The sequence below is a fragment of the Microbacterium sp. SD291 genome (assembly GCF_017355365.1).
Taxonomy (GTDB): domain Bacteria; phylum Actinomycetota; class Actinomycetes; order Actinomycetales; family Microbacteriaceae; genus Microbacterium.
Map to the genome: position 1 here is coordinate 21,867 of NZ_JADIJR010000015.1, position 19,713 is coordinate 41,579.

Annotated in this window: 17 protein-coding genes; 5 read left to right on the forward strand and 12 right to left on the reverse strand. The window is 70.9% G+C overall.

Annotated features, from left to right (window positions below):
- Nucleotides 1–35 precede the first annotated feature (35 nt).
- The 3 genes from IPV10_RS10075 to IPV10_RS10085 all read right to left on the reverse strand — a co-directional run bounded on the left by IPV10_RS10075 (nucleotide 36) and on the right by IPV10_RS10085 (nucleotide 4,144).
- Nucleotides 36–878, reverse strand: a complete 843-nt coding sequence (locus tag IPV10_RS10075; protein WP_207483357.1) for an SGNH/GDSL hydrolase family protein — start codon at nucleotides 876–878, stop codon at nucleotides 36–38.
- Nucleotides 879–1,079: 201 nt separating this feature from the next.
- Nucleotides 1,080–2,843, reverse strand: coding sequence for a glycoside hydrolase family 3 protein (locus IPV10_RS10080; protein ID WP_207483359.1), 1,764 nt, complete (start codon nucleotides 2,841–2,843; stop codon nucleotides 1,080–1,082).
- 2 nt (nucleotides 2,844–2,845) lie between these two features.
- The gene (locus IPV10_RS10085) at nucleotides 2,846–4,144 is read right to left on the reverse strand and encodes an MFS transporter (protein ID WP_207483361.1); all 1,299 of its coding nucleotides are present in this window, start codon (nucleotides 4,142–4,144) and stop codon (nucleotides 2,846–2,848) included.
- 139 nt (nucleotides 4,145–4,283) lie between these two features.
- Between IPV10_RS10085 and IPV10_RS10090 the strand changes: the two genes are divergently transcribed.
- The gene (locus IPV10_RS10090) at nucleotides 4,284–5,546 is read left to right on the forward strand and encodes a TetR/AcrR family transcriptional regulator (RefSeq protein WP_242684846.1); all 1,263 of its coding nucleotides are present in this window, start codon (nucleotides 4,284–4,286) and stop codon (nucleotides 5,544–5,546) included.
- A gap of 27 nt (nucleotides 5,547–5,573) precedes the next feature.
- Here IPV10_RS10090 and recQ read toward each other — a convergent pair whose 3' ends face one another.
- Nucleotides 5,574–7,649, reverse strand: coding sequence for a DNA helicase RecQ (gene recQ, locus IPV10_RS10095; protein ID WP_207483365.1), 2,076 nt, complete (start codon nucleotides 7,647–7,649; stop codon nucleotides 5,574–5,576).
- A 136-nt stretch (nucleotides 7,650–7,785) separates the two neighbouring features.
- Here recQ and IPV10_RS10100 point away from each other — a divergent pair, with 136 nt between their 5' ends.
- The 3 genes from IPV10_RS10100 to IPV10_RS10110 are packed head-to-tail and all read left to right on the forward strand — an operon-like array spanning nucleotide 7,786 to nucleotide 10,165.
- On the forward strand, nucleotides 7,786–8,106 hold the full coding sequence (locus tag IPV10_RS10100) for a GNAT family N-acetyltransferase (RefSeq protein WP_207483367.1): 321 nt from the start codon (nucleotides 7,786–7,788) through the stop codon (nucleotides 8,104–8,106).
- A complete protein-coding gene (locus IPV10_RS10105) occupies nucleotides 8,103–9,035 on the forward strand; it encodes a pirin family protein (RefSeq protein WP_207483369.1) in 933 nt (310 codons plus the stop codon). The genes IPV10_RS10100 and IPV10_RS10105 overlap by 4 nt, the downstream gene beginning before the upstream one ends.
- Nucleotides 9,036–9,040: 5 nt before the next feature.
- Nucleotides 9,041–10,165 (forward strand): DUF6226 family protein, encoded by a 1,125-nt coding sequence (locus tag IPV10_RS10110; RefSeq protein ID WP_207483371.1) that lies wholly within the window; start codon nucleotides 9,041–9,043, stop codon nucleotides 10,163–10,165.
- A gap of 6 nt (nucleotides 10,166–10,171) precedes the next feature.
- On the opposite strand, the gene IPV10_RS10115 is transcribed toward IPV10_RS10110, so the two are convergent.
- From IPV10_RS10115 to IPV10_RS10140, 6 genes are read right to left on the reverse strand one after another with little or no spacing between them, the layout of a single operon-like run.
- Entirely contained in the window at nucleotides 10,172–11,629 is a 1,458-nt protein-coding gene (locus IPV10_RS10115) for a cation acetate symporter (protein WP_207483373.1), read from the reverse strand.
- Nucleotides 11,626–11,973, reverse strand: a complete 348-nt coding sequence (locus tag IPV10_RS10120) for a heavy metal transporter (protein ID WP_307861099.1) — start codon at nucleotides 11,971–11,973, stop codon at nucleotides 11,626–11,628. The genes IPV10_RS10115 and IPV10_RS10120 overlap by 4 nt, the downstream gene beginning before the upstream one ends.
- A 38-nt stretch (nucleotides 11,974–12,011) precedes the next feature.
- Nucleotides 12,012–12,731 (reverse strand): LytTR family DNA-binding domain-containing protein, encoded by a 720-nt coding sequence (locus IPV10_RS10125; RefSeq protein WP_207483376.1) that lies wholly within the window; start codon nucleotides 12,729–12,731, stop codon nucleotides 12,012–12,014.
- Nucleotides 12,728–13,921, reverse strand: a complete 1,194-nt coding sequence (locus tag IPV10_RS10130; protein WP_207483378.1) for a sensor histidine kinase — start codon at nucleotides 13,919–13,921, stop codon at nucleotides 12,728–12,730. The genes IPV10_RS10125 and IPV10_RS10130 overlap by 4 nt, the downstream gene beginning before the upstream one ends.
- 18 nt (nucleotides 13,922–13,939) lie before the next feature.
- Nucleotides 13,940–14,176, reverse strand: coding sequence for a YbdD/YjiX family protein (locus IPV10_RS10135; RefSeq protein ID WP_207483380.1), 237 nt, complete (start codon nucleotides 14,174–14,176; stop codon nucleotides 13,940–13,942).
- A gap of 10 nt (nucleotides 14,177–14,186) precedes the next feature.
- Nucleotides 14,187–16,442 carry a carbon starvation CstA family protein gene (locus IPV10_RS10140; protein WP_207483382.1) on the reverse strand — a complete coding sequence of 752 codons (2,256 nt, stop codon included), beginning with the start codon at nucleotides 16,440–16,442 and terminating at the stop codon, nucleotides 14,187–14,189.
- 209 nt (nucleotides 16,443–16,651) lie between these two features.
- On the opposite strand from IPV10_RS10140, the gene IPV10_RS10145 reads away from it, so the two are divergent.
- Nucleotides 16,652–17,194 (forward strand): ECF transporter S component, encoded by a 543-nt coding sequence (locus tag IPV10_RS10145; RefSeq protein ID WP_207483385.1) that lies wholly within the window; start codon nucleotides 16,652–16,654, stop codon nucleotides 17,192–17,194.
- A gap of 209 nt (nucleotides 17,195–17,403) precedes the next feature.
- On the opposite strand, the gene IPV10_RS10150 is transcribed toward IPV10_RS10145, so the two are convergent.
- Together IPV10_RS10150 and IPV10_RS10155 are read right to left on the reverse strand one after the other, a co-directional pair.
- Entirely contained in the window at nucleotides 17,404–18,429 is a 1,026-nt protein-coding gene (locus IPV10_RS10150) for a zinc-dependent alcohol dehydrogenase family protein (protein WP_207483387.1), read from the reverse strand.
- Nucleotides 18,430–18,439: 10 nt separating this feature from the next.
- The gene (locus tag IPV10_RS10155) at nucleotides 18,440–19,672 is read right to left on the reverse strand and encodes a multidrug effflux MFS transporter (protein WP_207483389.1); all 1,233 of its coding nucleotides are present in this window, start codon (nucleotides 19,670–19,672) and stop codon (nucleotides 18,440–18,442) included.
- Nucleotides 19,673–19,713: the final 41 nt, after the last annotated feature.

Consider the following 19,713-nt stretch of genomic DNA (forward strand, 5'->3'; position numbering starts at 1 on the left):
CGGGATTGTGGCGACGCCACAGCCCGGGCCACAGGTCAGGGTGCCAGCGCTCCCGCGATGATCGTCGCGTACGCCTGCTGCCCTGCCGCGTTCGGGTGGAATGCGCGGTCCATGGTCGGGGCACCCGAGACCAGTCCGCTGATCCAGCGGTCGCCGGTGTCGCACAGGCCGTGCCCCGCGAACCCCTGCGCGATGTCGACGAAGCGGACGCCGGGGTCTCCGGTCAAGCCGACGTATCCCTCGACGCCTGTGAGCACGGCCGTGTTCACGCCGGCCATTCCCGCGTTGATCATGGCCGCCTGCAGTGCGGAGAACTTCAGCGAATGTCCCACGCTGCAGCTGTCGGCGACCGCGCCGAACAGCAGCGGGTACCCCGTCACGACGATCAGCGCGTTCGGTGCGAGCGAGCGGATCGCGCCGACCGTCTGCCCGATGCTGACCGGGATGCCGGTGATGGCCCCCTGCGCCGCGGCGAGCGCGGCCGAGCACAGCGCCGGGCTGCCGCCGCTGCTGCATGCGGCGAGAGCATCCTGCCAGCCGACGTTGTTGATGCCGGCCGTGAGGGTGACGAGCGTCGTCGCCGGCCCGAGGTCTCCCAGCTGCTCCGACACGACGAGATCCGTGGTCGCGCCGGCGCAGGCGCTGGATGCGACCGGCATCCAGGACATCGCGGCGAGCAGGCTCGGGTACGCCTTCTTCGAGCGCAGGCACTCGAGATCGGCGTACGGCAGGTTGCCGGTGCCGGCGGCCTGCGAGTCGCCCAGAGCGACATACGGAGCCCCGCCCGGATCGTCGGCCGCGATCGCGGGAGCAGCGCCGCCGAGCGCAGCCGCGCCCAGAGTCAGCGCGGCAAGGACTGAGATGAGACGTCGCTTCATGATGATCCCCAGAATCTCTGTTCGGTCTCCCCCGAGGCCGACCCGCCGACGTCGTCGTCGGCGTGCTGAGGCTCACAGTAGACCTGCGGCGAGGGTCGCACCAGTGCGACCTCGGACGCCGGCGCGCGCCCGCCGGACCGCTCCCTCACGCGCGATCGCCCCGCATGCCGGAGCATGCGGGGCGATCGGACGTGCAGGCTCTCAGAGCGAGAGACCGTGCCCGAACCGGAACAGCGGGTCGGCCGTGTCGAAGGGGACGTCAGGGCGCGAGGCCTCGACCGCGGCCATCGAGCGCGGCACGTCGAACGGCAGCCTGCCCTGGGCGGGGAACGCCCCGGAGAGGACGTCCAGGAGCGCGGCCGCGCTGGAGCCCCAGTTCGCAACGACCGCGTTCGCGGAGTCGACGACGGGCGCGAGGATCGCAGGACGGTCGAGGAACACGTCGACCACGGTCGGGACGGCCGCCGACACCTCGGCGACGTGCGCGAGCACGTCGGCCGGGAAGTCCAGCGAGCCCGCGTGGAAGAAGTTCTCGAACATCGACGCGCGCTCCTCGTACGGGGCCTGCAGGCGCAGGATCGCGATGTCCGCCTCGGCGGGCGACGCCACGACGGTGCCGTAGAGGGCGGCGGTCTCGGCCGGGATTCCCTCGACGTACAGCCTCGCTCCGGCCTCGATCGGCAGGGCGCCGCCGTTCGACAGCACCGTGACGGAGGCGCGCTGCGCGGCATCCGCCGCCGAGCGGAATTCGTCCGATCCGACGATCGCGTCGGCCGCATCGGCATCCACGTACGGGTCCTCGAACAGGCCGAGTTCGAACTTCTCCCGCAGCAGCCGGCGCGCGGAGATGTCGAGCCGGCCCTCGCCCACGATGCCGTCGCGCACCAGATCGATGAGCATCTGCGGCTCCTGCTCGCCGCCGAACTGGTCGGCGCCGGCATCCAGGATCTTCGTCATCCGCTCCGCCGGCGTGAGGTGCTCGACGCCCCAGGCCCGCGCAGAGAAGTCGGTGCCCATGATCGGCTGATCCGTGACAAGGCCCCAGTCGGTGCAGACGATGCCGTCGAAGCCGAAGCGCTCGCGCAGGAGGCCCGTGAGCACGCCCTTGTTGAAGCCGAAGCCGACCTCCTCGTATTCAGTGCCGACCGGCATGCCGTAATAGGGCATGATCTGCCGGCCGCCGGCCGCGAAGATCGCCTCGAAGGGCGCGAGGTGATGCTCGAAGTTGTCGCCGGGGTAGACCTGCTCGCGCCCGTAGTCGAAGTGCGGGTCCTCGCCGTCCTTCTGCGGGCCGCCGCCGGGGAAGTGCTTGGTCATGGTCGACACGGATCCGGGGCCGAACGACTCGCCCTGGAAGCCGCGCACGTAGGCCGCTCCGAGTTCTCCCGACAGGTCGGCATCCTCCCCGAACGTCTGCAGCTGACGCGCCCACCGCGACTCGGTCGCGAGGTCGACCTGCGGATGCAGGGCGACCCGGATGCCGACGGCGGTGTACTCCTGACGCGCGATGTCGCCGAAGCGCTCGACGAGCCCGGCATCCTGGGTCGCGGCGAGGCCGAGCGGCTCGGGCCACTGCGAGAACGGACCCGACAGGATCGACGCCCCGGGGTTCTCGCTGAAAGAGTGCCGCGGGTCGGTCGAGATCGTCACCGGGATGCCGAGACGGGTGGATGCCGCCAGCTCCTGCAGCGCGTTGTACCAGCGCGCCATCTCACCGGCGGTCGGCGCCGCCCCGAGCAGATTGAAGTGCGTCATCTTCAGGTCGACGACGTGGTGCCGGTTCGACGGGATCCCGAAGGCGTCGCTCCCCTCGGAAAGCTCGCCGTTCTCCCCCATCGCGATCATGGTCTGGAAGAAGAGGCCGGCTTTCTCCTCCAGTGTCATCGCGTCGAGCAGCAGCTGCACGCGCTCGTCGACGGGGAGGCTCGCGTCGAGCCACGGACGTTCGGCGGTCGGTTCTGTCATGGTCACTTGACTCCCTTGATGCGGTAGACGAGCACGGCGCCGCCGAGCGCGACCAGTGCGCCGAACAGGTACCAGGTGGTGTAGCCGCCCAGCGGCGTGGCTGCGCCGAGGGCGATGATGCCGGGAGCGATCGCGGGGGCGATCGACTGCGGCAGCGCGTTGGCGATGTTGAGCACGCCGAGGTCCTTGGCGACGTCGTCCGGGTTCGGCAGCACCTCGGTGGCGAGCGCCAGGTCGACGGAGAAGAACGACCCGGCGCCGAGGCCGATGATCGCCTGGCCGAGGATGACGACCGGAATGCTGGGGGCGACCGCGAGGATGACGAGGCCGACGACCATGATGAGGCCGGCGATGGCGACGAACGGGCGGCGCTTGCCGAGCCGGTCGGAGAGGAAGCCGCCGAGCGGCGAGGAGATCGCCATGGCCGCCATCGAGGCGAGGTTGGCGGCGAGGATGGTGCCGACGGCGCCCTGCTCGTCGAGGCCGAACTTCGTGACCAGGTACAGCGGCAGGAAGGTCGCGATGCCGGCGTAGCCGAACATCACCATGAACTTCGTCAGCCAGGTCCAGCCGAAGTCGGGGTGCTTGCGGGGGTTGAAGACGAAGGAGCCGAAGAACGTGGCGACGGTGAAGCGATCGGCCGGCCTCTCGGTGAGCACGCGGTCCTTCAGCGTCAGGACGAAGACGACTGCCAGCAGCAGCGCGATCACGCCGGGAACGACGAAGCGCTCGAAGTCTCCGGGGAGGAAGTTGACCAGGAAGCTGCCGGCGAGGATGCCGATCGGGGTCGTGATGCCGACGAGACCGGAGACCTTGCCGCGGCTGGAGACCGGCACCTGGTCGGGGAGCGTCGCGTTCGCGGCCGCGAGCACCGCGTTCATCGCGGTCTGCACGAGGCACCAGGCGAGGAGGACGACCCACACCGAGGTCGCGGCGCCGATCAGCGCGAAGCCGCCGAGGCCGACGATCGCCCCGCCGAGGATCCACGGGCGGCGCATGCCCCAGCGCGAGGTGGTGCGGTCGGAGAGGCGCCCGACGAGCGGGTTGGCGATGAGCGCGAACGCCGCGCCGACACCCATCACGAGGCCGAGGCTGCCTTCGGTGCTGACCGGGTCGATGTGCTGGATCTTGAACGCCATCGACACCATCACGGGTGTCAGCAGGGCGAGGTAGACGCCGAAGTTCACGGCGGCGAGGCCTCCGGTGTAGCCGCGGGGCGTCTTCGCCGGGGTCGTTCCAGGAGCTTTGAAGCCGGTGGTTCCGACGGCCGCGGCGCTGGCGGCCGATGACAGCTCTGTCATGAGTGAGTCCTTTCGGGCAAGGGGTGCGCCGGTCGTCCACGACTCGACGTCGAGACGACGATACACGAATCTCGACCGTTTGGTAAGTGAATATCGACCGATTGGTAATGGGTGAGAATGGGGAGAGGAGAGGATGCTGATGACGACGAGCACCCGGCAGGACCGCAGTGCCGCGACGCGGCAGCGCATCCTCACCGCAGCCCGCGAGCTGTTCATCGGACAGGGCTACCGCGCGACGTCTCTGCGCGACATCGCGGCGGCGGCATCCGTCAGCCACCCCGGCCTCCTCGGGCACTTCGATTCGAAGGACGACCTGCTCGCCGAGGTCGTCGCCGGGTTCGAAGACGAGAACGCGGCGCTCATGAGCGAGATCACGGCCGCCGGCGAGCCCGGTTCCCTGCTCTTCTCGGAGATCGCCGCGCACAACGCCGCGACCGAGGGATACCTCGAGCTGTTCGCGGCACTGACCGGCGAAGCATCCGCACCGGGTCATCCTGCCCACGACCGGATGAAGGAGCGATACGCGCGGATGCGGGAGCTCAGCGCCGACGGCATGCAGGAGGCCGCGTTCCACGGAGTGATCTCACCAGACCGCAACGTGGACGGGGAGATCACCCGGCTCATGGCCGCGTGGGACGGCCTGCAGCTCCTCTCGCAGTACCTGCCGGATCGAGTCGACGTGGTCGGCCTGCTCGAGGAGCGCGAAGGGCTGTGGGCGACGCCGTTCGGCTGGCACGACGCCGAAGAGGCGCCCGCCCGCGTCGAGTCTGCGGGCCCGCTGCCTCCGGTCTTCGGCGAGCGCCCGGGAGAGGCGGATGCCGGGTACGCGGTCGGTCGACGTCGCCGCGCGCAGATCGTCGCCGACGCGACCCGGCTCTTCTCCCGGAGCGGCTACGGCGACACGAGCCTGCGCGAGATCGCGGAGGCGGTGGGCGTCTCGAAGTCGACGCTGCTGCACCATTACCCGTCCAAGGAGCTGCTGCTCAGCGCGGTGCTCTCCGAGCGCGACAGCTCGATCCGGGAGCGGGGCGGCGTCGCCGCCGATGGCCGCGCGGCCGATGTGCTGCGCGGCATCCCGTCGAATGCGCGCACCGACGCCGAGGAGGAGCCCGGCCTGATCGAGGTCTACGCGGTGCTCTCGTGCGAGGCGCTGCCCGCAGCGCACCCGGCGCACGAGTACTTCGCCCACCGCTTCGCCCAGGGTGTCGACTACTTCGCCGACCTGTTCCGGCTCGCGCAGGCCGACGGCGATCTGCCCGAGCATCGCGACCCTGAGCGTGAGGCGGCCTGGCTGGTCGCGCTGTGGGACGGACTGCAGTACCAGTGGCTGTACGACCGCTCAGCCGTCGACGTGGCCGAGCAGCTGCAGGCGCATCTGGACGACGTGCTGCCGCGGCGGTGAGCCCTCGCGGTCGGGGTGCCGGAGGTCTCAGGCGGCGGCGATCACCGCGAGCACGCGCTCACCGTAGGACTCGCGCTTCTTCTCGCCGATGCCGGTGATGCCCTCGAGTTCGTCCATGGATCCGGGGCGGAGCTCGGCGAGCGCACGCAGCGTGGCGTCGCCGAAGACGACGTACGCCGGCTTGCCGATCTCGCGTGCCGTCTCGGCGCGCCAGGCGCGGAGCGCCTCGAAGAGACCCCGGTCGCCGGCACCCAGAGCATCCGCCGCACTCGCCTTGCGGGCGCGGCCCGACGAGGCCGGACGCCCGATGGTGTCCTTCCGCAGCGGCACCGGCAGCTCACCGCGCAGCACCCCGGCGGCCTGCTCACCGGGCGCGAGCGTGCCGTACTCCCCCTGTGCCGCGAGGATGCCGCGGGCGAGGAGCTGCCGCACGACACTGCGCCAGTCCTGATCGGACAGATCCGAGCCGATGCCGTAGGTGGCGATCTTCTCGTGCCCCTGCTGGCGGATGCGGTCGGTGGAGGCTCCGCGGAGGATGTCGATGAGGTGCCCGGCGCCGAACGCCTGGTTGCGCTCCCGCTTGAGCCGCACGATCGTGGAGAGGAGCTTCTGCGCCGGCACGAGCCCGTCGAACGTCTCGGTGGTCTCGAGGCAGGTGTCGCAGTTGCCGCACGGCTGGGATTCCTGGCCGAAGTAGCCGAGCAGGTTCTGCCTGCGGCATTCGACGGTCTCGCACAGGGCGAGCATCGCGTCGAGGTGCTGCCCCATGCGCATCTTGAACGTGCGGTCGCCGGGACTCTGGTCGATCAGCCGGCGCTGCTGCACGACGTCGCCGAGCCCGTAGGCCATCCAGGCCACGGATGCCTCGCCGTCGCGGCCGGCGCGGCCGGTCTCCTGGTAATACCCCTCGACCGACTTCGGGAGGTCGATGTGCGCGACGAAGCGGACGTCCGGCTTGTCGATGCCCATCCCGAATGCGATGGTCGCGACCATCACGACGCCGTCCTCACGGAGGAACCGCGACTGGTTCGCCGCGCGCACCTCGGCGGGCAGGCCCGCGTGGTACGGCAGCGCGTCGAGTCCCTGCGCTGCGAGGTAGGTCGCGGTCTGCTCGACCGACTTGCGGCTGAGCGCGTAGACGATGCCGGCTGCGCCCTCCTGCTGCGAGCGGATGAAGGTCACGAGCTGCTTGCGCGGATCGACCTTCGGAACGATCCGGTACTGGATGTTCGGGCGGTCGAAGCTGGCGACGAAGTGCTTCGCGTCCGGCAGGTGCAGGCGCTCGGTGAGCTCCTTGTGCGTCTCGTGCGTGGCGGTCGCGGTGAGCGCCATCCGCGGGACGCCGGGGAACCGCTCGGCGAGATCGCCGAGCGCGAGGTAGTCGGGGCGGAAGTCGTGGCCCCACTGCGACACGCAGTGCGCCTCGTCGATCGCGATGACGCTGAGGATTCCGCGCTGCAGAAGCGCCGTGGTGGCGGGGCTCGAGAGCCGCTCGGGCGCGACGTAGATGAGGTCGAGCTCTCCGGCGACGTACGCCCGCTCGACCTCGCGGCGCTCGTCGATCGCCTGCGTCGAGTTGAGGTACGCGGCCTTCACGCCGTTGGCGCGCAGCGCGTCGACCTGGTCGTGCATGAGCGCGATGAGCGGGCTGATCACCAGCCCTGTGCCCTCGCGCACGAGCGCTGGCACCTGGTACGTGACGCTCTTGCCGCCGCCGGTCGGCATCAGCACGACGGCATCCCCGCCGCCGATCACCTGCTCGACGATCGCCGCCTGGTCGCCTCGGAACTCCTCATAGCCGAAGACCGTGTGCAGCGCCTCGCCGGCGGTCGCGTACCTGCTCGGCGTCGCCCTGCGGACGGCGGCGTCTCCGGTTCCGGTTCCCGTTCCGGTTCCGGTTCCCGTGCGAGCAGCCGAGGGACGAGACGAAGGGCCGGCCACCGCAGTCACGGGACCCTGGCCCCAGTCCAGCGGCGGCTCGAACCCGGCGCCCTGCGGCTCCCAGTCCATCGGCTCGGGCGGCTCGCTCGACTCCCACCCGCCGTCGAAGGGCTCGTCGGCGTACGGCAGGTCCGCGTACGGATCACGGGGAGTCTGCGGCATCCCTCAAGCGTAACCACCCCCGCCGACGCCGGCCGCCGTCCTCCACAGCTCCTGCCCCCGCCGAGGGATGGATTTCGCGGGTCCCTGTGTCCCGAAGCGGGCGTAGTTTGGACGCAGACGCCAGAAGGAGCATCCGATGACCGACTTCACCGTGACCCGCAACGACGACGCCGCCCGCTACGAGATCAGGTCCGGCGACACGCTCGCCGGCTTCGCCGAGTTCGATCTGCGCCCTGGCGCGATCAGGTTCATCCACACCGAGGTCGACCCCGCGTTCCAGGGCCAGGGCCTCGCCGCGATCCTCGCGAAGGGCGCGCTGACGGATGCCGTGGCCTCAGGCCTCGCGATCGTGCCGCTGTGCCCGTACATCGCGAAGTACCTGAGCACACATGAGATCCCGGGGGCGGAGATCCGCTGGCCGCAGCGCCCGGCGCCGGTGGCGGGGACCGACGGATGATCGGCCGGCACCGGCTCGTCCTCGAGCCGCGGGAGGTTCCGCTCGGCGGCGTCCGCGGCATGGATGTGCTGCGCGTGCTGCCGCATCGGAACCTGCCGACGATCGGAGCCTGGTGCTTCCTCGACAGGTTCGGCCCGGCCGAGACGAGGATGCGCGTCGAGCCGCACCCGCACATCGGCCTGCAGACGGTCACCTGGCCGCTGGTCGGCGAGATCCGCCACCGCGACTCGCTCGGCAGCGACGCCGACCTCCGCCGCGGACAGCTGAACCTGATGACCGCCGGCCACGGCATCTCGCACTCGGAGTACTCGATCGGCGAGGGCCCGATCCCGCTCGACGCGCTGCAGCTCTGGGTCGTGCTGCCCGAATCCGCGCGGCACGGCGAGGGCGGGTTCGAGCGGCACACATCGCTGCCGGCGGTGACGCTCCCGGCCGAGCAGGGGGCGGATGCCGAGGCCATCGTCGTGCTCGGCGAGTTCGCCGGCGCGACTTCTCCCGCGACCGTGCACACCCCGATCGTCGGAGCCGAGATCGTCGTGCCTGCCGGGACCACGGTGCACCTGCCGCTGCGCGCCGACTGGGAGCACGCGATCATGCTGGTCGAGGGCGACTCCGTGGTGGCCGAGCATCCGATGACCCTGAACGACGTGCTCTACCTCGGCGACTCGCGGGAGAGCGTCGAAGTGTCGAGCACCGCAGACGCACTGCTGTTCCTGCTCGGCGGCGAGCCGTTCGTCGACGAGATCGTGATGTGGTGGAACTTCGCCGGCCGCAGCCACGACGAGATCGCCGCGGCGCGCGAGGAGTGGGAGACGGAGTCAGCGGGCGGCCCGACCGGCCGGTTCGGTGTGGTCGAGGGTCACGACGTGCGCATCCCGGCGCCGCCGCTGCCCGATGTCCGGCTGATGCCGCGCGGGCGCAGGATCTGACCTCGATGACACCGTCGGACGTCTTTCCGGGCCCGCTGGCGCCGATGCCGGACTCCACGGCATTCGCCACGATCGTCTGGCCGGGTGCTGAGAAGGTCCGCCCCCCGCGGTTCGTGGAGGGGTTCGAGCCCTTCGAGGCGTTCGCGCGCGACGCCGGCGCAGACCCCGTCGTCCTCGCCGCCGACCCCGTCGCGCTGTGGGATTTCGTGGCCGCGCACCCCGAACTCCTCGCGTCTGCAGAGACCGCGGATGCGGCGACGCGGTTCCTGGGGAACGCGATCGCGGTGGCGCATCCGGCGGCGACGTGGCGGATGACGAGCGAACCCGAGGTGGGCACGTCGACGAGATCGATCACGGTCGCCGGCCTGCTGCGGACGATCGTGGAGCGCCCGGATCAGCGCGAGCCCTTCCGGGACATGCTCGCGTCATGGCCGCAGGCCGACCTCGACGATCAGGAGCTCGCGGCCCTCGCGCACGAGCAGGTCGACGTCGACCTCGTCGTCGCGCCGGTGCCCTTCGCGCGTCCGGCGATCGCGACCCCGGAGTTCCTGGACGACACCGGCCGGGTCATCGACTACGGTTCCCGCTGGGGCGACGCGTCTCCGCCGGACGAGGCCTATTCCCGGGTCTCCCATCCCGAGCGATTCGCCCCCGTGCTGTCCGTCGTCGACGCGCTGGTCGACCACCTCGAGACCTGGTACGTCGTCGACGTCGACCGGCGAGCCGGCGGACCAGGCGAGCGCGTACTGCACCTGCGGCCCGCGACGGGTGCCGCGATCACCATCACCGCGACGGTCGAATCCGTCGGCATCGAAGCCGGAGCGCTGTTCCGGGACTCGGCGCCCGGCTGCACATGCGACGCCTGCGACGAGTCCGCCGAGACCGTTGCCGCCCACCTCGAGCAGACCCTGCTCGCGATCGCAGCCGGCGGGCTGAGGGAGGTGTTCCCTGTCGGTCGGCAGCGCTGGCTGCACACGCGGATCCACACCGCCGACGGCGTCGGCGGCTCGAGCGGCGGCGAGCCCAGCGGTTCATCCCCGCCCGAGCGAGTCGACGACGCGGCGGAGCTTCTCCGGTCTCTCCCCGACGGCTGGTGGCCGGCCTGGTCGCTGCGCTCCGCCCGCCCCTGACGCCGGTCAGACGCGCTCCGGCGTGTGCACCCGTGCGAGGAAGCGCTCGGCGCGCGGCGACCGGCCCCGCGGATCGAGCAGCGACACAGCGATCGTGACGGCGGCCGCGAGCGGGATGGTCCAGGCGGCCGGCTGCGCGAGATAGGGGGCGGCGGCGCCGACTCCCCCGATCAGGGCGTTCACCAGCAGGGCGAGTCCTGCCGCGAGACCGCCCGACAGCATCCCCGCCACCGCCCCGCGGGCGGTGAGACCCCGCCACCACACCCCCAGCAGCACCACCGGCGACAGGGTCGACGCAGCCACCACGAAGACGACCCCCACGCTCGATCCGAGCCCCGCCGGGGCGGTGAGCAGCGCGACGGCGAGGGGCACCAGCGCGCACAGCACGGCCGACAGGCGGAACGAGCGCACCGAGCCGGAGAAGACGTCCTGGCTGATCACGCCCGCAAGCGAGACGACGAGTCCGGCAGAGGTCGCCAGGAACGCGGCGAACGCGCCGGCCACGATCAGCGCCGTGAGCAGCTCGCCGAATACTCCGGGGAAGACGCGGGACGGCAGCAGCAGCACGACCGTGTCGGCGATGCCGGGAACCGCGAGGTCGGGGGCGGCGATGCGCGCCAGCAGGCCCATCGTGCTCGACACGGCGTAGAACGCGCTCACCATCGCGATCACGATCACGGTGGTCCGACGGGCCGACACCCCGGTCGGGCTCGTGTAGAACCGCACCAGCACGTGCGGGAGCCCCATGGTGCCCAACAGCAGGGCGAGGAGCAGGGATGCCGTCTCATAGGCGTCGAACCCCGATGGCCCTGCCTCGGCGGGGAAGACCAGCGCCGGATCGAAGTCGTGAGGTCCGCCGCTCAGCGCGAAGGCGATGCAGACCACCGGCACGAGGAGCGCGGTGAGCTTCAGCCAGTACTGGAAGGCCTGCACGTAGGTGATGGCGCGCATGCCGCCCGCCGCCACCGCCGCGGCGACCAGCACCGCGACCGTCACCGCGCCGACCCACTCGGGCACTCCGGCGACGACCAGCAGGGTGAGCCCGGCGCCGTGCAGCTGCGGCACGATGTAGAGCCAGCCGATGATGAGCACCGCGATGCTGGTGACTCGCCGCGCGGCAACCGACTCGAGCCGCGCCTCGATGAAGTCGGGGATCGTGTACGCGCCGCTGCGACGAAGCGGTGCCGCCACGAAGGCGAGCACCAGCAGGTACCCGGCCGCGTATCCGATCGGGAACCAGAAGCCGCGGGCGCCGTCGAGCAGCACCAGCCCGGAAAGGCCCAGGAACGTGCCGGCCGAGAGGTACTCACCGCTGATCGCCGACGCGTTCCACACCGGCCGCACCGTGCGGGAGGCGACGAAGAAGTCACTGGTCGTTCGCGAGATCCTCAGCCCGTAGACGCCGATCAGGAGCGTCGCAACAACGACGAGCGCGACGCCCACCAGATCCAGGACGGCGTTCACTCGCGGTCCCGGAGCGCCGGGTAGCGCCGCTCGTTGCGGGCGGCTGTGCGCAGGTAGAGCAGCGCGAAGACGAGGATGACCGGATAGAACGCGTAGGCCTGCAGCAGCCAGGACAGCGGCAGGCCCCACACGAGGACCCTGCCGATCTCAGGGGCCAGCGCGATCGTCAGCGTCAGAGCGACCACCACGAGCACGAAGCCCGCGATCGTGCCGAGCGCCAGGCGGAGCTGGCTGCGCATGAGGGCTCGCGCGTAGACGGCATCCGCCTCGTCCACCGGCGAACCCGGCAGGGCGATGCCGCGGGTGTACGTCGATGAGAGCCGAGCGGGCAGGTCGGCCGTCACCCGCACGCGCTTTGGCGCATCGCCCGTCCGGCCCTCGTTCATCGGATGCTCTCGCCGCGCACGAGCGCCTCGCGCACCGCCGGCACCAGGCGCCGGCTGACCGGCAGCGACAGCTCGCCGATCGCGACCGACGGCTCGGCCCCGGAGAGACGCGCCTCGGTCACGGCAGCGATGCGCACCAGCGACGAGCGGTGGATGCGGAGAAAACCTGCCTGCGCCCACCGCGTCTCGAGCTCCGAGATCGGGATGCGCACGAGATGCCCCGCACCGTCGCCGGTGTGCAGCCGCGAGTAGTCCCCCTGCGCCTGCACCCAGTGCACATCGCTGCGACGGACGAACCGCACCGTCGATCCGACCGTGACCGGGAGCATCTCGTCTTCCCCGGATGCCGCGGCATCGCCGTTCTCGAGCACGCGGTCGACGGCGCTGCGCAGGCGCTCGGCCCTGACCGGCTTCAGCAGGTAGTCGGCGGCGCGCAGCTCGAATGCCTCGACGGCGCGGGCGTCGTCGGCTGTCACGAACACGACGGCCGGTGGCCGGGCGAGGGCGAGCAGGGCGCGCGCGAGCTCGGTGCCCGTGAGCCCCGGCATGTGGATGTCGAGGAAGGCGATCCGCACGGCGCGCTCGGACAGCTGGCGCAGCGCGTCGGCGCCGCTGCCCGCGGTGAGGATCTCGCCGATGCGGTCGTCGGTGCGCAGCAGGTGGACGAGCTCGTCCAGCGCCGGCTTCTCGTCGTCGGCGACCAGCACGTCGATCATCGGCGCTCCGAGTCGAGCAGCGGATCGTTCAGCGGCTGCGAGTTGGGCACGCGCATGCGCACCAGGGTACCCGCGCCCGTGTTGGTCTCCACGACCAGCCCGCCCTCGGCGCCGTAGAGCTGGCGGAGGCGCGTGTCGACGTTGCGGAGACCGACGTGCAGCCCGTCGTCGCCGGCGGTGAGGGTGGCGCGCAGCGCATCCGGGTCCATGCCGACGCCGTCGTCCTCCACGAGGATCTCGGTGTGCGTGCCGTCGCCGCGCGAGCTGATGCGGATCTCCCCTCCGCCTTCGCCCGGCTCCAGACCGTGCCGCACGGCGTTCTCGACCAGAGGCTGCACGGACAGGAACGGGATGACGGTGGCGAGGGTCTCGGGTGCGATCTGCAGGGTGACACGCAGCCGATCGCCGAAGCGGGCGCGCTCGAGCTCGAGATACGAGTGGATGCTGCCGAGCTCTTCGGCGAGCGTGGTGAACTCTCCCCGCCGGCGGAACGAGTAGCGGGTGAAGTCCGCGAACTCGAGCACGAGCTCGCGGGCCCTCGTGGGGTCGGTCAGGATGAAGGAGGCGATCGCGGTGAGCGCGTTGTAGATGAAGTGCGGTGAGATCTGCGCGCGCAGCGAGCGCAGCTCCGCCTCGGCGAGCTGGGTGCGCGAGGCGTCGAGATCGCCGAGCTCGACCTGGGCCGCGCACCAGTCCGCGACCTCCTCGGCCGCGCGCACGAGCGCCGCGCGCACGGGCGCGGCGAACGCGACGACCACCCCGACGACCCGCCCGTCGACGAGGATCGGCGCGCCGACCGCCTCGAGCTCGTCGTCTCGGCCGGGTGAGGGGAAGACCTGCCGACGGCCGGACTCCGTCACCCGTGTCGCGATCCGGAGAGCGGCCGGCTCGAGACCGTCCGGCGTGCCGTCGAAGGACACCGAGCCCTCGGCACTCACGATCGCTACCGCCGCGCTGCCGAGGAGCACGCGCAGGTGGCGTGCGGCCCTCACGACACCGGGCGTCGCGAGTCCGCCACGCAGGTGCGGGGCGGCGAGGCTCGCCTGGTGCAGGGCGCGCAGCGCGCCCTGCTCGGAGTCGCTGCCGAGGTCGGCCGCCCCGCGGCCGAGTCGGCGGGCGAGCAGCAGGAGCACCGTGAGGACGATCCCGCCGAGCACGCCGAGGGCTGCGGCGAGAACGACGTCGGTCATGCGTTCAGCATAAGGACGTCAGCAGCACCGGGCACCGGGATTGCGGTCCTGGTCGTCCATCTTCTGACGCCAGAACTGCCGCTCGGTCATCGGCTCCTCGTCGGGGTGCTCACGCTGCCGATGGGCGACATAGGTCGCGTACGCCGTGTCGCCCATCAGCGTCGTCATGTACCAGCGGATGCCGCGGCCCGCCCGCCCCGCGGCGCTGAGAAGCGCACGCAGAGAGGTGGCCGCGGCATCCGTTCGGTTCGTCATCGCGCACTCATCAGTGACGCGAGGCCCTGCGGTCGTCGGCGAGGATCGGCTCCCACTGCTTCTCGAGCTCGCGCTCGGCGGAGTTCGGCAGGAAGCCGGCCGGGGCGAAGCGCCGCGAGGCCACAGGGGCGTCTTCGGTGTCGTCGCCGCCGCCGTCGCGGATGGCCCTGACTGTCACGACGACCGCCGCGATCATGACGATGATCGCGAGGGTGACGAAGATGATCGACAGCGTGCCCTGCACTGCGGTGTTGCGGATGACCGCGTCGAGCACCTCGGGAGCGCCGAGCGTCGTGTCGCCGGAGTCGCGGGCCGCCACGTACTTGAAGTGGTTCGCCCAGTAGCCGATGCCGGGGACGGGCGAGAGGATCTTGTACAGCGACGCCGTGATCGTGATGACCGCGGTGAAGGCGAGCGGCAGCCCGATGATCCAGAGCCACTTGACGTAGCTCTTCCCGCGCTTCGCGACGATCGCCAGGACCACGGCGAGCGCGATCGCGGCGAGCAACTGGTTCGCGATGCCGAACAGCGGGAAGAAGGTGTTGATGCCGCCGAGCGGGTCGGTGACGCCGAGGATGAGGATCGCTCCCCAGCCGGCCACCATGATCGCGGTGCAGATCCAGACGCCGGGGCGCCACGAGACGTCACGGAACTTCGGGAACCAGGCGCCGATCGAGTCCTGCAGCATGAAGCGCGCGACCCGGGTGCCGGCATCCACCGCGGTGAGGATGAACAGCGCCTCGAACATGATCGCGAAGTGGTACCAGAACGCCATGAGCGCCTGGCCGCCGAGGGCCTGCTGCATGATGTGCGCGAGACCGAGCGCGAGGGTCGGCGCGCCACCCGTGCGCGAGACGATCGACTCCTCGCCGACCGCCTCGGCTGTGCCGGTGAGCATCTCGGGTGTGAGGTTCACGCCCGTCAGCCCCAGCGAGTTCACGAACGCGACGGCCCCTTCGACCGTGCCTCCGGTCGCCGCAGCCGAGGCGTTCATGGCGAAGTAGATGCCCTGGTCGATCGAGATCGCGGCGACGAGCGCCATGATCGCGACGAACGACTCCATGAGCATCCCGCCGTAGCCGATGAATCGCGACTGCCGCTCCTTCTCGATGAGCTTCGGCGTCGTGCCGGAGGCGATCAGGGCGTGGAAGCCCGACAGCGCCCCGCAGGCGATCGTCACGAACAGGAACGGGAAGAGCGGACCCGCGAACACGGGGCCCATCCCGTTCTCGCCGAACACGCTGATCGCGGGAACCGTGATCTCAGGGCGCACCAGGATGATCGCGCCGGCGAGCATCACGACGACGCCGATCTTCATGAACGTGGACAGGTAGTCGCGCGGTGCGAGCAGCAGCCAGACCGGGAGCACCGCGGCGATGAAGCCGTAGATGATGATGCCCCACGCGATGGTGGTGCGGTCGAGGTGGAAGATCGCCTGGCCCCAGTCGGTGCCGGCGACCCAGCCGCCGCCGATGATCGCGGCCATCAGCAGCACGAAGCCGATGATCGAGACCTCGGTGACCTTTCCAGGGCGCAGGAACCGCAGGTACACGCCCATGAAGATCGCGATCGGAATGGTCATCGCGACGGAGAAGACGCCCCAAGGGCTCTCGCCGAGGGCGTTGACGACGACGAGCGCGAGGATGGCGACGATGATCAGCATGATCAGCAGCGAGGCGATGATCGCGGCGGTGCCGCCGATGCGGCCGAGCTCCTGCCTGGCCATCTGGCCGATCGTGCGGCCGCCGCGTCGCATCGAGAAGAAGAGGACCGTGTAGTCCTGCACCGCGCCGGCGAGAACGACGCCGACGATGATCCAGATCGTGCCGGGGAGGTAGCCCATCTGGGCGGCGAGCACCGGACCGACGAGCGGGCCGGCGCCGGCGATCGCCGCGAAGTGGTGACCGTAGAGCACGCGGCGGTCGGTGGGGACGTAGTCCTTGCCGTCCTGCTTGACCTCGGCAGGCGTCGCGCGACGGTCGTCAGGGCGCGTGATGTACTTCTCGATCACCTTCGAGTAGAAGCGGTAGCCGATCAAGTACGTGCAGACCGCCGCGAACACGAACCAGATCGCGTTGACGGTCTCGCCGCGCACGATCGCGAGCATGGTCCAGGCCACGGCTCCGAGCAGGGCGATCGCCGACCAGATGAGGATCTTCGGCAGGGTCCAGCGGTTGGCGTTCTGATGGTGCTCGTCGCTGAGGGCGACGGGGGGAAGCTTCGGATCGGTGACGATGTCGGGTGCGGTGCTGCCCGGTGCGGTCATGGGGGTCTCCTCGGGGTACGCGACGTTGCGTTCCCCCACTTTAGGAACGGGACTCCTCTGTGGGGGGTCCCCGAGCGTCTGCTGCGACGAGCGGCGCCGATCACGCGATCAGCGGAGGCTCAACTCACCCGTTCGACGACCGGGCACAGCACAGTGTGGTGGCCGAAGACCCAGCCTCGGCGACTTTCGCCGACAGTAGGCTGGGTCACGTGCGCCCCTCCCCCGTCCTCTCGACCAGAGTGCTGCTGATCTGCGCGGCGATCGGGGTCGCGACGGGGATCCTCGGCGGGATCGCGGGACTCGCCACCCCGGTGGTGATCGCGGTGGCTCCGTGGGCGTACGGCCTGGTGCTCGGCTCGCACGTGCTGCCGGGGATCATCGCGCAGGAGGTGCTGCGCCGGCCCCTCGTCGCGCTGGTCACCCACGTGGTCGCGGCGCTGATCTCAAGCGCGTTCAACCCTGCCTGGTCGCTGCGCTTCATCGGCACGGCGCTGCTGTTCGGCGCGATCCAGGAGGGTGTCGCCGCACTCACCCGCTACCGCTCGTGGGGGGCATGGCGGTTCTTCGTGTCGGCCGCCCTGATCGGCGTGTTCGTCGCGGTCGTGGTGTTCTTCGCCGTGGACCTCGGCAAGTTCGCCCTCTGGGCGCAGATCACCTATCTCATCGTCTCGGTGCTCGGACCTGTCGCCTGGACCGCGGTCGGGCTGGCGATCGGGTCGGCACTGAGCCGGGCCGGGGTCGTGCGGCGGTAGCGCGGGCTCGATAGCTGGCCGGGCGTCCGTCGACGCCTCGCTCTGCGGATGGTGATGAGCACGGCTCGGCGTTCGCTCGCACCTCCGTGTCAGGTGAATACGACGCGGCGGGGTGGTGGTGGGTCGGTGTAGGTGCGGCCGAGGGGGCTGGTCCAGGTGATGGTGGCGTCGGGAGGAGACCGGCACGAATCGATCTGCCGCAGCGCTCCTCAGTCCGTGGTCAGCAGCACCTTCGTCGCGCGACGCTCGTCCATCGCGCGATAGCCCTCGGCCGCCTCGTCCAGCGGCAGCGTGAGGTCGAACACGGCACCCGGGTCGATCTCGCGGTCCCAGATCAGCCGGATCAGCTCGGGCAGGAAGCGCCGCACGGGAGCCGGCCCGCCGTGCAGGTGCACACTGGAGAAGAACAGCTCGAGGCCGTCGACCGCGACGTCGTGCGAGACTCCGACGAAGCCGACGTGCCCGCCCGCGCGAGTGGCCCGGATCGCCTGATCCATCGCCTCCTGCGTGCCGACCGCCTCGATGGTCGAGTGCGCGCCGAGTCCGCCGGTGAGCTCCTTGATCCGCGCCACGCCCTCATCGCCGCGCTCCTCGACGATGTCCGTCGCCCCGAACCGGCGCGCGAGCTCCTGCCGGTCGGCATGGCGCGACATCACGATGATCCGCTCCGCGCCCAGCCGCGATGCGGCGAGCGCGCCCAGCAGCCCGACGGCTCCGTCACCCACGACCGCCACCGTCCTGCCCGGCCCGGCCTCGGCGGCCACGGCGGCGAACCACCCGGTGCCGAGCACGTCGGAGGCAGCGAGCAGCGACGGCACCAGATCGGCGGGCGGCTCGCCGGGCGTCACGACGAGCGTGCCGTCGGCGAGCGGGATGCGCGCGTACTGCGCCTGCGTGCCGACCGAGCCCATCATCACCTGGTGCACGCAGCGGGACTGGTACCCGGCCTGGCAGATCTCGCAGGTGTTGTCCGAGGCGACGAAGGAGCCGACGACGTGGTCGCCCGGCTTCACCATCGTCACATCAGCGCCGACGGTCTCCACGACGCCGATGTACTCGTGCCCCATCGGCGTCGGCCCGCTCAGCGGCTCCAGGCCGCGGTACGGCCACAGATCCGACCCGCAGATGCAGGTCGCGGTGACCCGGATGATCGCATCCGTCGGCTCGATGATCGTCGGCATCGAGAGGTCCTCGGTGCGGACGTCGCCGGGGGCGTGCATGACCACTCCACGCATGGTGGTTCTCCTAGTGTGTGACGGCCGGCGCCGGGTGCGGCGCGCGGTGCGGGTGGATGAGGGTGAAGAAGCTGATCGCGGCGAGCACTGTGGCGGCGACGGTCACGATGCCGAGGGGGAGGATGCTGGTCGCACCCGCGACCCCGACGAGAGGGGCGGCGACGCCGCCGAACCCGAACCGGACCATCCCGAGCAGCGACGACGCGGTGCCGGCGATCTGCGGATACTCGGCGAGCGCGAGCGTGGTCGCCGGCGGCGAGCTGATCGCGACGCCGACGGCGAGGGCGAAGAGGGCGGCGAGCACGACCCAGACCGGCATCAGCGCACCTCCGGCGAGAGAGAGCCCGGCGAGCAGCAGGCCGAGGGCTCCGACCGCGGTCACCGCGATCCCGACGACGAGGGTGCCGCGCATCCACCGCCCCGACGTGCGGCCGGCGGCGAACCCGAACACCATGTACCCGGCCGAGTTCGCTCCGAAGGCGAGCGCGTAGCCGAGCGGGGAGAGTCCGTAGATGTCCTGAAGCACGTACGTGGCGCCGGCGAGGTACGCGAACAGCGCGGCGTACAGGAAGCCCTGATTCAGGATCGCCCCCAGGAACACCCGGTCGGCGAGCAGCGTGCGGAAGTCGTGCAGCGTGCGGGCGAATCCGCCGGTGGTGCGGTTCTCGGCCGGCAGAGTCTCGTCGTACACCCGCAGGGTGACCAGGAGGATGCCGGCGCCGATCACCGCGAGGAACACGAACAGGCCCCGCCAGTCGGTGAACGTGTTCAGCATCCCGCCGAGCAGCGGCCCGACGATCGCGGCGAACCCGCCGATCACGGTCAGATGACCGTAGAACCGGATCAGCTTCGCGCCCGAGTACACGTCGCGTCCCGCCGCCTGCGCGATCACGATCCCGACACCGCCCGTGATGCCCTGCACGAGACGCGCGAGGATCAGCAGTTCGACCGTCGGGCTGATCGCGCACAGCAGCGAGGTCGCGATGTACGCCACGATCCCGATGATCAGGATGCCGCGGCGCCCGTACCTGTCCGACAGCGGCCCCGCGGCGAGCTGCCCGGCGGCGAGCCCGATCAGGCAGGCCGTGACCGTCAGCTGCGCCACAGAGGTCGCGGCGGAGAGCTCGACGGTGAGTGCGGGCAGCGCCGGCAGATAGAGATCCATCGAGATCGGGCCGAACACGGTCAGCAGCAGCAGGAGGGCGGGGAGCATCCTGCGGACGGTCGGGGCGGGGGTGGTCATGGGATCAACCTTCCCCCTGTCTGCACGAACGCGGGAGTCCC

Coding starts and splice junctions, on each gene's coding strand:
- IPV10_RS10075 (WP_207483357.1), bottom strand. CDS start 878: ATGAAGCGACGTCTCATCTCAGTCCTTGCCGCGCTGACTCTGGGCGCG.
- IPV10_RS10080 (WP_207483359.1), bottom strand. CDS start 2,843: ATGACAGAACCGACCGCCGAACGTCCGTGGCTCGACGCGAGCCTCCCC.
- IPV10_RS10085 (WP_207483361.1), bottom strand. CDS start 4,144: ATGACAGAGCTGTCATCGGCCGCCAGCGCCGCGGCCGTCGGAACCACC.
- IPV10_RS10090 (WP_242684846.1), top strand. CDS start 4,284: ATGACGACGAGCACCCGGCAGGACCGCAGTGCCGCGACGCGGCAGCGC.
- recQ (WP_207483365.1), bottom strand. CDS start 7,649: ATGCCGCAGACTCCCCGTGATCCGTACGCGGACCTGCCGTACGCCGAC.
- IPV10_RS10100 (WP_207483367.1), top strand. CDS start 7,786: ATGACCGACTTCACCGTGACCCGCAACGACGACGCCGCCCGCTACGAG.
- IPV10_RS10105 (WP_207483369.1), top strand. CDS start 8,103: ATGATCGGCCGGCACCGGCTCGTCCTCGAGCCGCGGGAGGTTCCGCTC.
- IPV10_RS10110 (WP_207483371.1), top strand. CDS start 9,041: ATGACACCGTCGGACGTCTTTCCGGGCCCGCTGGCGCCGATGCCGGAC.
- IPV10_RS10125 (WP_207483376.1), bottom strand. CDS start 12,731: ATGATCGACGTGCTGGTCGCCGACGACGAGAAGCCGGCGCTGGACGAG.
- IPV10_RS10130 (WP_207483378.1), bottom strand. CDS start 13,921: ATGACCGACGTCGTTCTCGCCGCAGCCCTCGGCGTGCTCGGCGGGATC.
- IPV10_RS10135 (WP_207483380.1), bottom strand. CDS start 14,176: ATGACGAACCGAACGGATGCCGCGGCCACCTCTCTGCGTGCGCTTCTC.
- IPV10_RS10140 (WP_207483382.1), bottom strand. CDS start 16,442: ATGACCGCACCGGGCAGCACCGCACCCGACATCGTCACCGATCCGAAG.
- IPV10_RS10150 (WP_207483387.1), bottom strand. CDS start 18,429: ATGCGTGGAGTGGTCATGCACGCCCCCGGCGACGTCCGCACCGAGGAC.
- IPV10_RS10155 (WP_207483389.1), bottom strand. CDS start 19,672: ATGACCACCCCCGCCCCGACCGTCCGCAGGATGCTCCCCGCCCTCCTG.